Raw genomic sequence first — 13196 nt, 5'->3', positions numbered from 1 at the left:
CCTTAGAAAGCAAAGGCCCGCCAATATCAAGCGAGCCCGAAGTCTTCCAACCACAGGGAAAGATACACTTTGTCAAGAAAAATCAAAGAGTTGCAAGCATACCTTTCCGATTCAGCAGGTCGACAATTTTATTCAAAATGTGAGACGCTGTATTTTCCTTACTCATAAGGGGGAGAGAAGTAGAATCCTCTCGATCAATTAGAAGGACCTGATTCGTATCGACATCAAATCCGGTAGTTTTCCCCAATATGTCATTAACAGCAATGAGATCAAGGTTCTTCTCACGCAGTTTACGCCTCCCTTCCTGGTCATGATTCTGACTTTCCGCCGCAAATCCTACCAGCACCTGCTCATCTTTTTTACGCTTGCCCAATTCAGCGAGAATATCATTATTTTTGTCGAGTTCCAGAGAAAAATGCTCTTTGTATTTCTTCATTTTCTGTTGATGGATCTCGGCGGGCCGATAATCAGCAACTGCGGCAGCTTTAATAATGACTGTTGCCTTATCGGCAACATCCATGACAGCGTTTTCCATATCCTCTGCGCTCAGAATGTGAACACACGTGATCCCAGGAGGAGGAGGAAGATGAACAGGGCCTGTAATCAACGTCACCTCTGCACCACGTCTTTGAGCAACGCGAGCTAAAGCATATCCCATCTTCCCACTGGATCGATTGGTGATATAACGGGCCGGGTCAATGGGTTCTTGTGTTGGACCTGCTGTTATTACAATCTTCTGCCCCAGGAGATCCTGTGGAGTTAACAGGGAAAGCAGTAATTCACGAACTGTATCCCAACCGGCAAGACGCCCTTCACCCGTTTCCCCACAAGCAAGACTTCCAGAATCAGGCTTGACAATACGGTAGCCAAAACCGATAAGTTTATGCAGGTTCTCCTGAGTCGCAGGATGTGTGTACATGTTGGTATTCATAGCCGGACAGATTACGACCGGAATTTTTGCAGCCAAAACTACAGCAGAAAGCAAGTCCTCGGCACTGCCCGTTGCCAAACGAGAAATAGTCTGAGCTGTTGCTGGTGCGACCAAAAGTACATCGTTTTCCCTGGAGAGGTTGATATGTGCCATGACCCCGTCAGGGTCAATAGAAAACATATTTGAATATACAGAATTACCGGTCAGTGCCGCAAAGGTTAGAGGCGTGACAAATTGCTGAGCAGCAGCTGTCATAAGAGTTGTGACAATCGCCTCTTCCTTGACTAATTCCCTGGCCCATTCGGCAGCCTTATACACGGCAACAGAACCGCTCGTCCCTAAAAGGATGCGGACTCCGGTCAGGTCATTCATATATGCACCTGTTGAACCCTTTTATACTCGATATACGCATGACTTTAAAAACGGTACTATTGCGTAACCGCCTCACCAAATGGATTGAGAGAAGTAGCTGCTGTCTGGTCTATGGTGACATAGAACGCAAGGGAGGTTTTACTCAAGGGGCCCCCTTCACTGATAATCATCATACAGGTCTTGCTGGGCTTGACAAAGGCAAGCATGATATCTTTGGCTGAAGTCTCTCCAACCTGTTTCCATTTATTTCCCTGCATTGACTGCACCATATAATCTTTCAATGAAAGCATGGACACATTGCCTTTATAAACATACACACCGCCGCGAAACGATTCGGTTTTTATCCCCATGGTTTTTGTTCGATCCATCTCCATTTCTGCCGGTACATTAATATCAAGGATATCACCAGCGTTACCAGGTATGGGAGCAAGCCCTTCAGCGTCTCCAGGCGATGATGACAGAGAGCCTTTGTTCATCGTACAGCTGCTCATGGTTAATGCCAGCACAACCATTGCAACACAAGTAACTGTAGACAGGATATTTTTTTTCATCAGGCAGATCCTCCATGCGATTTAATTGAGTATAATTGAGTGCGATCCGATCTTGTAAAGTCGAATGACAAACAGACAAGACAGCCTTGCCCCTCCCAACTCTCTGATAAAATATCAATTTTATGGTTGTAAAAAATTAAGGTTTCAATGTCAATAAACATTCACTATGATAGAGCGGACACCATACGAATGGTTTTTTCTTTCTTACCAGGCAAACCGACAGGGTATGCTGTCTTGCTCCTGAAGACATGACATTCGCGAATGTATAACATAGTAGATTCTCCTGTTACAAAGAAACGATTTTTCACAGGTGATAAACCTCCACAGGCAAACCGCTCTCATTTATTTAACCTTTAACTCGTCGTATCCATTCCAGTGAAAAAAAAACCACTACCTGTCCCTCAAAGCCCGTCCGTTGTCTTTACAGATACCCACTGTCATCTGGACATGTCAGATTATGCAGATGACCTGGACGCCGTTATTCGGCTAGCTCACGAGTCGCATATTTCAACTATCATCACAATAGGCATTGACCTGCAAAGTTCAGCCCGTGCGATTGAACTGGCACAGGCCCATGATAGAATTTATGCTACAGTAGGCATTCATCCCCATGAAGCAAAAACTGCAACAAAAGAGACGCTAGATAAATTGAACGTACTTGCCGCAAATCCCAAAGTGGTAGGTTACGGTGAAATTGGGCTTGATTATGCCAAGGCTTATGCTCCTGTCGATATTCAGAAAACCGCATGTAGAGCTCAACTCCAGCTCGCCAAAGCATTGAATTTGCCGGTTGTTATCCACGACCGCGACGCACATGAAGACATTCTAACCCTGCTGAAAGAACATGCTCCATTTCCTGCTGGCGGGGTTATGCATTGTTTTTCCGGTGACTGGCAATTTGCCGAGGAAATTTTAAAACTGGGTTTTTATGTATCAATCCCTGGTATTGTTACCTTTAAAAATGCTACGACTCTACAACAAGTTGCCCGGCAGGTTCCACTTGAAAGGCTGGTCATCGAAACTGATGGCCCATTTCTTGCGCCTGTTCCATACAGAGGAAAAAGAAACACCCCTTCCCTACTGCTTTATACAGCGGAAAAAATAGCAGAGCTCCGAGATATTCCCTTGACGGAAGTCGCAACAGCAACAACTGTAAACGCAAAAAATCTTTTCAAGCTCCCCTAACATGAGCCTAATGATATCAGAAAATATTTCTAACCTGAACAAACGTATAGTGGCAGCTGCTGCAAGATGTGATAGGCAAAGCAACGAGATCAGCCTGGTTGCCGTTTCCAAAAAAAAAACTGATCAAAATATTCTTGAAGCCTATCAAGCTGGTCAAAGAATATTCGGAGAAAACTACCTCCAAGAGGCTATCACAAAAACACAACTTCTACCCAAAGACATTACGTGGCATTTCATAGGTCATCTTCAGAGTAACAAGGCCAAGCTGGCTGCAGAACATTTTACTGTCATTGAAACCGTTGACCGGGTTAAACTTGCCAGACTACTGGATACCCACGCTGCAGCATGTAGCAGGACACTCGATGTTTTGATACAAATCAATATAGGGGCTGAACAACAAAAATCAGGTATAGCCCCTGAAGCTGCAACGGCTTTACTTGAAGCCATCAAGGATATGCCTCAACTGCGCGCTAAGGGGCTGATGATTATTCCACCTTATAACCAGGATCCTGAAAAATCCAGACCATATTTCAGAGAACTCAAAAAACTCAGCCAGAGCTTTGCTGCGCAGAATCTCTTTTACGACAATGAAAGAGTTGAATTGTCCATGGGCATGTCCCAAGATTTCGAAGTCGCCATTGAAGAAGGCGCGACTATAATCAGAGTGGGCACCGCACTGTTCGGTGCCAGAACGTATTGAGGAATATTATATGAAAATCAACATGATAGGCACTGGTTACGTAGGTCTTGTCACCGGTACCTGTTTTGCAGAGTTCGGTCACACTGTAACGTGTGTTGATACTAATACGCAAAAAATAGAAGATCTTAAAAAAGGGCAAATTCCAATATATGAGCCCGGATTGGATGTCCTGGTGAAAAAAAATACCACAGAAGCCAGGCTGCATTTCACAACTGATCTTGCAGAATCCATACCGGATGCCGATGCAGTATTTCTTGCAGTTGGGACCCCTAGCTCCAGGCGTGGTGACGGATATGCGGATTTAACATACCTTTACGAAGCAGCCAAATCTATCGCCCAATATCTTAAGGGATACACGGTCGTGGTGGATAAAAGTACTGTTCCTGTAGGAACAGCCCGCCAAGTACGACGAATTATAGCAGAGACCAATCCTCAGGCAGAATTCAACGTAGCATCCAATCCTGAATTTTTACGAGAAGGCGCAGCTATCAACGACTTCATGAGACCTGACCGTGTTGTCATTGGTGTTGAAGATGAACGAGCAGAGGAACTTCTCAGAGAAATCTACAAGCCTTTATACCTCCGGGATACACCGATTGTCTGTACAACCATTGAATCCGCTGAACTTGCAAAATATGCTGCAAATGCATTTTTAGCAGTGAAAATCAGCTTTATCAATGAAATTGCAAATGTCTGCGAGGCTGTAGGTGCAAATGTTACAGATATTGCAAAAGCTATCGGCATGGATGGTCGTATCGGGAATAAATTTCTTCACCCAGGACCAGGTTATGGTGGATCCTGTTTTCCAAAAGATACTCTGGCCCTGCTGCGCATAGTTCAGGAGCATGGAGAAAATGTGCGTATCGTTGAAGCAGCGGTTGAAGTCAATGCTGCCCAAAAAGCTCGCATGGTCAAAAAAATACGTGAAGCCCTTGGCGGATCCATTGCCGGTAAAAAAATTGGTGTATTCGGCCTAACCTTTAAGCCAGAAACAGATGACATGAGGGATGCACCGGCAATAACGATCCTACCTGCTCTCCTTGAAAAAGGGGCGAAAATAAAAGCCCATGACCCCAAGGGGATGGAGGAGGCCAAACGCTATTTACCTGAGGAAATCGAATACGTGCAAAATGCCTACGAAGCTGCTGAAAACGCTGACTGCGTGGTGCTTATGACAGAATGGAACCAATATCGCGCCCTGGATCTTGAGCGCATTCGCAACAGCATGGCCTCGCCAATATTCATAGATCTTCGCAATGTCTACGAACCTGATAAAATGAACCAACAAGGTTTTACATATACAGGCGTAGGAACCTGCTGAAAAATATATTTCCGGCAAGGTACACGGGTTTCTTCATTGAGAATGAGGGAGCTGTTACCTTGCCGGGCATTGATCAGGAGGCCGACCACAAACGCTCTTTTTACCCAATTCTTGCCTTCTACTCTCCATGAGACCTTCAGAGGATAGCGCAGACGCCTCTCCTACCTCAACGCTGTGTCTGTGATATATTGTGCCTTGGAATTTACGCTTGCCTAAACTTGAGTGACATCCTTATTTATGGTGAGAAACCATCTAATCACGGCAGCCAACCTGCACGCAGATGAAGGGTGGAGCCTATATTGTATTGTTACAGGTTTATCGATGAAGGTTACGAGGTAACACAAAAAAAACCGGCACCCGTATAAGGGAGCCGGTAATTGGCTTCTCTACAATCAGTATTTTTCAGGTATATCTGCATGAGTCCTTTTTTGACAAAACAGAGCGTCTTCACGAACTGCTTACACCGTTGAAGGATAGGACTACCTATCCAACACAATCAGTTGCCGCTCGCTTGTCAACGCAACGCATTGTTTTGAAAAAAACGCTCGAAGCCCTGAGATGTTTAAAACGCAAACAAGTCTATCTTACACACCCAATGCCTTCAAGGACGTGTACTTAAAAGCTACATGATCAAGATTTACGCTTTGAAGCCCTTTTTGCTGCTTTCAATGGGTTAACGCGGACTTTCACCACTTTAACCTCCGGCTTGGCATGTGTCGCGAAATTGCATATTCCAAGGCGCCATTTTGCATCAGGTTTAACATAAGTATTACAATACTTTGCATCTGCTACTTCTACGATTCTTTCGCACCCTTCACACTTCTCTGAAATGGGCTCAAAACCGCCTTCAGAAAACTTCTCTACATTGTCTACTTGCATAACGCCAACTCCTGAAAAAATATAAACTTTTTCTTGAACCAAGAAAAAAACTTCCATACAATATTACAGATTGCGAATCTGTCTGCTTCAAACAGAATAAGGAATGGTTTTATATAAGCAATTACGCGATCTGTCAACACTTTACTCGGCCTAGATCAAAAATATCTTTATTGCTGTCTGGAGAATACTGCATGCCAATTTACGTATGGAAAGGAAAAAATAGTTTCGGTGAAAAGCGCAAGGGTGAAATCGAAGCAGTAGACGAATCATCGGCCAGAGCTCAACTCAGGCGATTGCGAATAGATGACCCTGTTATCAAGGAAAAACCGAAAGATCTTCTTGAAAACGTTACATTTTTTAAACCAAAGGTTACAGGAAAGGATCTTGTCATTTTTACCAGGCAGCTATCGACCATGATTGATGCGGGGCTTCCCCTGGTCCAATGCTTGCAGATACTTGGCAAACAACAAGATAATAAAACCTTTAAAAATATTCTAACAGAAATCCAGGTGGATGTTGAAACGGGAACCACCCTAGCAGACTCCATGCGTAAACATCCAAAAGCCTTTGACAATCTCTATTCAAATATGATTGAAGCTGGTGAGCTTGGAGGTATCCTCGATACCATTCTTTCACGCCTGGCGGTTTTTAAGGAAAAATCAATGGCTCTTCAGAAACGCATCAAGGGAGCCATGACCTACCCGGCCATCTGTTTGGGTATCAGTCTCATCATCTTGGTTGTCATCCTTCTCTTTGTAATCCCTGTTTTTGACAAAATGTTTAAGGATTTTGGCAATGCTCTGCCGGTTCCTACTCAGATCGTTGTGAATATGAGTAACAGCTTCAAATCCAACTGGTTCTGGTTCTTTCTTACAGGCTTTGCATTGGTTTGGATAATCAAAAAGATATATGCGACGGAAAAAGGAAAATTGAAGATAGATGCCTTGATGCTGAAAGCTCCAGTCATCGGCCCGCTTACCCGTCGTATTGCTGTTGCCAAGTTCACTCGAACACTGAGCACCATGCTACAAAGTGGTGTCCCTATTCTAGATGCCCTACAAGTTGTTGGCAAAACTGCAGGAAATAAGGTAATAGAAAGGGCCGTTTTCCGAACGGCTGATGCCATCGCCGAAGGTCGACCCATCGCCGAACCTTTGGAGGAGTCAGGCGTTTTCCCCTCCATGGTTGTGCAGATGATCAATGTCGGTGAATCAGTTGGTGCATTGGATACCATGCTGGAAAAAATTGCTGATTTTTATGATGAGGAAGTTGACCAGGCCGTTGAAAATCTGACTGCCATGATAGAGCCTTTTATGATGGTATTTTTAGGCGGTATGATTGGGGGACTAGTGATATCTATGTATTTGCCAATTTTCAAGATGGCATCTGTTGTTGGCGGATAAAATAGTCGATCACCACGGCTGGGCAAATTATCCAGCCAAAATCAAGTAATGGAAATCTGTTTTCTGGCATCAAATACGTAAGGCCGATAAACAATTCCACACTTAATAGCTGTTACTTTTATACATTGGAGAACCATTGTCATGGGCGAAATAATAGATATTGTCGGCAGGGAAATTCTTGATTCCCGCGGAAATCCCACCGTAGAAGTTGAAATCTACCTTGAAACCGGTGCCGTGGGCAGGGCAGCTGTTCCTTCAGGAGCCTCGACGGGAAAAAGGGAAGCTCTAGAGCTGCGAGACACACGTAAAAAACGTTATGGTGGGAAAGGCGTTCAACAGGCAGTTCAAAATGTTAATGAAATCATTGCACCTGCTATTCTCGGTTTTGAGTCTTCACAGCAGGTGGCTATTGATAATATCATGTTGCAGCTTGACGGCTCCAAGAACAAAAAGAAACTGGGAGCCAATGCCATTCTAGGTGTATCCATGGCTGTCGCCAAAGCAACTGCTGCAGAACTTGAATTGCCCCTATATAATTATATAGGAGGCATAAACGCGAAGGTTCTCCCCGTACCCATGATGAATATCCTCAACGGCGGAGCTCATGCAGATAATAACGTTGATATTCAGGAGTTTATGATTCTGCCTGTGGGTGCACAATCGTTTGCAGAAGCTTTATGTATGGGCACTGAAACATTTCATGCCTTAAAGGCAGTTCTTAAAAATCGCGGGCTGCAGACCGCGGTCGGTGACGAAGGCGGTTTCGCCCCAAATTTACGTTCAAATGAGGAGGCCATGGAGGCTATCCTTGAGGGTATTACTCAGGCTGGTTATAAACCTGGAAAAGATATATGCATAGGAATCGATGCTGCCTCCAGTGAGTTTTACTCTGAAGAGAAAAAAACTTACATTCTGAATGCAGAAAAGAAACCAGAAAAAAGCGCTGAGGAAATGATAGAATTCTATCAGGACTGGGTAAAAAAGTACCCTCTCATTACCATTGAAGACGGTCTTGACGAATCTGACTGGAAAGGTTGGGAAAAACTGACCAAAAAACTTGGCAAAAAAATTCAACTCGTAGGTGACGATATTTTCGTTACCAATACCGAAATCCTTAAAAAAGGTATTCAACGAGAGGTAGCGAACTCAATTCTGGTAAAACTCAACCAGATAGGTTCAGTTACAGAAACTCTTGATGCTGTCGACATGGCTCACAGAGCTGGTTATACTGCTGTGATTTCTCATAGATCAGGTGAGACTGAAGATGCAACCATCGCTGATCTTGCTGTTGCTCTCAACACCGGACAGATTAAAACAGGTGCACCTTCTCGCAGTGATAGAGTAGCAAAATACAACCAACTACTCCGTATCGAAGAGGAGCTTGGTGATGCCGCTAAATATGCAGGTGCTGAAGCCTTCCATTTTCTTACCAAATGAATTTGACAAGTTCTCTCTTTACGACATATCATATAGTTAACAAGAGAACTATTAGCTGGTCGTTTCATTTGGAGGCAAGCCATGACGCTAACAAAAGCTGACTTAGTGCAGCAAGTGTACAAAAAGCACCCTACACTCACGAAGTCACAATCAACTGACTCTGTTGAAACTTTTCTCAATCTTTCCAAGAGCTCTTTGATAAAAGGACAGGATCTGCTACTAAGTGGCTTTGGAAAATTTAACATCAAAGACAAAAAATCAAGAAGAGGACGAAATCCTCAAACAGGCAACGAACTTATTCTTGATGCCAGAAGAGTGGTAACCTTTAAGCCATCAGGTATTTTACGAACTCGTATAAATGGTTCTTCCTGAGTAAACACTCTTCACTATTTTTATTGTCTGTAATGAACAGGGTTCATGATAAATGGATCCTGTTTTCTTTTTTCTACACTAACATTTTTGCAATCAATGTTGCACTATACACATTTATCATTAAATAAAATTACAGTTGAGCCCTGTATTTTTGCACAGCTCATACCTGATGCTCCTTCCAAAGACGTTCAAAATAGCATTGCTCAGTTTGGAGTTATCAACCCGCCACTGGTTCGCGAAACAAATCATAACCAATATGAACTCGTCTTTGGCCTTGAAATACTTTTAGCCACACAGGAATTAGGATTGCAGATGCTGCCGTGTGCCATCATTGCATCTTCACTTATACCAGTACAGTATTACTTGTTTCTCTGTCATATATTCAAAGAACGTGGGCTGACTCCGGCTATGGAAGCACTACTTTTGCAAGACGCTTCACGTCATCTAGACAAAGAAGAAATTGACCAATTGATGGTTGCCATGGGGTACAAACCAGGCAAAGGAACGCTGAAAAATTTTTTGACCCTCGCTTCTGCAGGCAGGCAGATTCTCCGCCCTCTCCACAGCGGAACACTTTCTACACATTCTGCGCTGCAATTATGTACACTTTCTTTAGCAAACTCCTCTATACTCATTCACTACATTGAGCAATACACTCTTTCCGGCTCAAAACAAAAGCAAATGATACGTAGAATGATGGATTTGATCAGACGTGAAAACACTTCTGCTGAAATTCTATGTCAAGAGTGGGAAGAAACTGCCAAGAAAACTGATCCCAAAAACACTCCGCAACTAGCCAAAAGATTTTTGGAATATATCGAAAAACGCCATACTCCTCATCTTTATGAAGCTACAAAAGAATTTGAAGCCTTTGCGGATGGCCTTCATTTGCCGCCAGGCATGCACCTGTCCCCTTGTCAATCATTTGAAAATGACAGCTGCTCTTTAATGATACAATTTGCAAATCGCAAAAAATTAATTAAAAACTTAGAACTGGCTAAAACCTTGATCGCAAAGTAATAAAATGAGGTGCGGGCCAAGCATAATGAACGATATATTCTCAGCCCGCATTTATGAAAATTGAAAATGACAAATTCACTGTTCAGCATACGACAAACACGACACTCGCCTTACTCAAACAGCTATATTTTTGTAATTATTCAATATTTTTTCCATAACAGGAGACAACGCTTAACTCTTATCAGTTGATGTTTTACCAGCAGTCGAAGTATTGCTTTTGCCTCCTTTTTTCCGGCAATATGCAGACACTGTCTTTCCGGATTGAGTTGTATAACTGTTAACCCACGTGCAACTACTGCTATCCTCGCATTTTCCTTGTTCCAGCCCTTTGCAATCCGCAGCAACAGATACACTGCAACCAATGAAAACAACCGTAGTAATCAAGATTATTGAATAGCCTGCAAGTGATTTGATATTCATACATTCCTCCTTTTTTCCTTTTACATCTACCTGGAGACAGTTTGCTTTATTTATTTTTTTACTTTAAAAAAATTCACTATCCTCAGGTTACGTCAACCAAGCGATGCGCAACGCGCTATATCCCTATCAAATCATGGCTTTGTTGTAAACAAAGAATCGTATGATCAATGGAATGACTCCCCAAAACATCATAGACAAAAACTATATTATTGAGCATTGCCAACACGCTCGTTGCTTCAGACAAAGCTTAAAAAAAAGTGATCTTTTTTTTATTATCTGCGACAATGTCTTCAAAATGGTCTGATAATATATACTGTATGTGAATTCATGCGAGTGTATTTTTAGCTACCCTTCCCATGCTACAAATACTCCTTTCGACCATGAACTCTCCATACTGAAAGACAGTATTACTTAAAGATAGTTTCAATCCCCATTGCATGTTTACGAGCAAATTTGGGTATCATTTTTGGCCGATGCATAATGAGTATGCGGAAAAGAAGAGCTAAAAAATGTAACATCACCAAATGATCAAGGAGCCTGTATCCCCGTTTTTTTCTTAATGCTAATTTTAACAGCAGCTTCAAATACCTGCCCTGGAGAGGAAATGGGGTATAATTCGTTTTGATGCGGTATCTATACCGCCTGCTTTTAGGATATTTACGCTTATAAGCTTTTTTTGCTTCTTTTACCTGTACACGGATATCCTCAGAATATGGTTCATAATAATATCTCCGGGCCAGGGCTAAAATTGCAAAAGTATCTTTCATAAAAAGGATATCTTCCACTGACACTCCTGCCCTTTCTGCACAAATCTCCATTTCTTCCAGATTTTGCAACGCCTGCTCCGCCTCGATCAGGCATTGTTGAGGACAAACTGTCAGTGCTTGTAAAATCTTCCGGATAGAATGATTGATAAATATTGTATTCCAGAACACAGAGAGAAGAGGTGGAATACGAATTCTGCGAAAAAAAAATTTTCTTCCAGCCAGCTCGCGTATGTACAGCAAATCTTTAATAACTAGATCATCAAGTTGTAGCAGACGTGTAAATTCTTCTACTTGTGTTATCTGTTTTTTTACACAGAAACTTCTAATAGCAGCCTCAACAGATGTACCATATCTAAAAATCTGTACAGTAACGTGGCTGTTTAATTCATTCCAAAACCCTTCAGGTTCAAGATAAGTCAATCGACGAAAAGGTACCCAACCACCAGTTTGACACCAGACGCAGATGCCTGCGAGATTTTCTGCTTCCTGTAACTGCACGGCATAATCATGGTAATCCCACCCGATGAAAGAGGGGTATTCTCCACAACCTTCGTATTCTCGACGAGCCTGAAATTCAATCATCTTTTGGACATGGGGTAACCTGAAAAAATGCTTATTTAGAGGAAGGTATCGAAAAAAGTCAGTTTCTCCAAATTTCATTGAAAGAATAAAGCAAGGACTGACTATTCCCTCAAGTACCTTTGCGGTGGTTCGCCGGTGCCAGATAAAATCTCCAAGTTTATACGCACCAACGGTCCATGTTCTTAAGATGAGGAGTTTATCATAATGTTCGAATACAGGTAGCAGACGATGTAGCAGCCTGTTCACCTGACTTGGCTTTTTAAGAATAAGTTCGCTTCTGAATACACCCTGAACATCAGTACCATCACTTTCTCCTACCCGCAGGATAACACCAGATATGCATGGAAAACGAAGAAAGATTGAATGAATTTGCCTGCAAATGTACTCCAGTTGCAGTTCAAAAGAATGCCCTAGTTGTTTTTGAAGGTCTAATGAAAAGGAAAGAATGTCCATAGTCAGAAAGCAGCCCAGTTCATACTTGTAAATGATCTCAAACAAATGATCATATTCTTGCTGGTACATGCCTATAAGGCTGTTAATTTCCCTGCTATGAAACCTGTCAGGTGCAAGATGAGCGACATCATCAAGGCTGAGATAATTATAGCCCTCCTGACTCACGGCTGCAGAAAATCTGTTGAGCTCTTCTCTTATATTTTTAAAATGTTCCTGCCGTGTTTGCGGATCCTGGAGATCCAAATAATGAAAGGGAATTTTTGACCAATTAATCCTTTTCTTATTATACCCTTTGAAAAAAGGACCTATGGCATCTATGAGAAATATATCCATGCAAAATATGATTGTTAACGAAAATTATGATGGTTAAAGGCGTAACTCTATGCAGTAAATAAGATTATATTACAGGAAGAAATGGCTCTTTATATTGTACTACATAGCCAACGCTTGTTAACAATTTGTTATATTTCCGTTGGTTATTTATTATTGCAATCTCTTGACACACTGGTGAAATCATAATGGGAGGGGGGGCAGAGAAAAGAGCACTGACTTTTTCAGTATATCTTGCTGTAACTTGATAGCTTCACAGCATGCAACTGTACCGAACTACAGTGGGATCAATTATACTGATGGAGCACAGCCATTTATCGCAACATATTGTTATTTTTATGGGCAATCAAAAATCCATATGTTGGGCGCGGAAAAGATAAAAAAATAGAATTACAAAGAGTTAGCCAGAGCCCACAATAAAGATGGTTTACCTAGGGGCGCGGAAAATAATAAATATACAAAAATTGCGTAGG

Annotated in this window: 12 protein-coding genes; 7 read left to right on the top strand and 5 right to left on the bottom strand. The window is 42.3% G+C overall.

The window, feature by feature from the left end:
- Positions 1-82 precede the first annotated feature (82 nt).
- Together coaBC and G493_RS29700 are read right to left on the bottom strand one after the other, a co-directional pair.
- Positions 83-1303: a bifunctional phosphopantothenoylcysteine decarboxylase/phosphopantothenate--cysteine ligase CoaBC gene (gene coaBC, locus G493_RS0116455; protein ID WP_028581279.1), complete on the bottom strand. Its 1221-nt coding sequence runs from the start codon at positions 1301-1303 to the stop codon at positions 83-85.
- A gap of 56 nt (positions 1304-1359) precedes the next feature.
- Entirely contained in the window at positions 1360-1854 is a 495-nt protein-coding gene (locus G493_RS29700; RefSeq protein WP_028581278.1) for a hypothetical protein, read from the bottom strand.
- Positions 1855-2229: 375 nt separating this feature from the next.
- Between G493_RS29700 and G493_RS0116445 the strand changes: the two genes are divergently transcribed.
- Genes G493_RS0116445 through G493_RS0116435 form a run of 3 tightly spaced genes read left to right on the top strand, consistent with a single transcriptional unit; the run spans position 2230 to position 5060 of the window.
- Positions 2230-3039 carry a TatD family hydrolase gene (locus tag G493_RS0116445; RefSeq protein WP_028581277.1) on the top strand — a complete coding sequence of 270 codons (810 nt, stop codon included), beginning with the start codon at positions 2230-2232 and terminating at the stop codon, positions 3037-3039.
- Positions 3040-3049: 10 nt separating this feature from the next.
- Entirely contained in the window at positions 3050-3739 is a 690-nt protein-coding gene (locus tag G493_RS0116440; protein WP_084813620.1) for a YggS family pyridoxal phosphate-dependent enzyme, read from the top strand.
- Positions 3740-3749: 10 nt separating this feature from the next.
- Complete coding sequence (locus G493_RS0116435) at positions 3750-5060, top strand: UDP-glucose dehydrogenase family protein (protein ID WP_028581275.1); 1311 nt, start codon at positions 3750-3752, stop codon at positions 5058-5060.
- 630 nt (positions 5061-5690) lie between these two features.
- On the opposite strand, the gene G493_RS0116430 is transcribed toward G493_RS0116435, so the two are convergent.
- The gene (locus G493_RS0116430) at positions 5691-5996 is read right to left on the bottom strand and encodes a PxxKW family cysteine-rich protein (protein WP_232363782.1); all 306 of its coding nucleotides are present in this window, start codon (positions 5994-5996) and stop codon (positions 5691-5693) included.
- A gap of 134 nt (positions 5997-6130) precedes the next feature.
- Between G493_RS0116430 and G493_RS0116425 the strand changes: the two genes are divergently transcribed.
- From G493_RS0116425 to G493_RS0116410, 4 genes are all read left to right on the top strand, one after another.
- The gene (locus G493_RS0116425) at positions 6131-7342 is read left to right on the top strand and encodes a type II secretion system F family protein (RefSeq protein WP_028581273.1); all 1212 of its coding nucleotides are present in this window, start codon (positions 6131-6133) and stop codon (positions 7340-7342) included.
- Between the two features lie 141 nt (positions 7343-7483).
- Positions 7484-8779, top strand: a complete 1296-nt coding sequence (gene eno / locus G493_RS0116420; RefSeq protein ID WP_028581272.1) for a phosphopyruvate hydratase — start codon at positions 7484-7486, stop codon at positions 8777-8779.
- Between the two features lie 81 nt (positions 8780-8860).
- Complete coding sequence (locus G493_RS0116415) at positions 8861-9151, top strand: integration host factor subunit alpha (RefSeq protein ID WP_028581271.1); 291 nt, start codon at positions 8861-8863, stop codon at positions 9149-9151.
- Between the two features lie 45 nt (positions 9152-9196).
- Positions 9197-10171: a ParB/RepB/Spo0J family partition protein gene (locus G493_RS0116410; RefSeq protein WP_028581270.1), complete on the top strand. Its 975-nt coding sequence runs from the start codon at positions 9197-9199 to the stop codon at positions 10169-10171.
- A 171-nt stretch (positions 10172-10342) separates the two neighbouring features.
- Here G493_RS0116410 and G493_RS0116405 read toward each other — a convergent pair whose 3' ends face one another.
- Positions 10343-10591, bottom strand: a complete 249-nt coding sequence (locus G493_RS0116405) for a hypothetical protein (RefSeq protein ID WP_153306553.1) — start codon at positions 10589-10591, stop codon at positions 10343-10345.
- 407 nt (positions 10592-10998) lie between these two features.
- Positions 10999-12726: a hypothetical protein gene (locus tag G493_RS0116400; protein WP_028581268.1), complete on the bottom strand. Its 1728-nt coding sequence runs from the start codon at positions 12724-12726 to the stop codon at positions 10999-11001.
- Between the last annotated feature and the right edge of the window lie 470 nt (positions 12727-13196).

Source organism: Desulfogranum japonicum DSM 18378 (assembly GCF_000429945.1).
GTDB classification, from domain to species: domain Bacteria; phylum Desulfobacterota; class Desulfobulbia; order Desulfobulbales; family Desulfobulbaceae; genus Desulfogranum; species Desulfogranum japonicum.
Note: the sequence above shows the minus strand (reverse complement) of the source record. Positions and strands in the feature narration are given on the sequence as shown.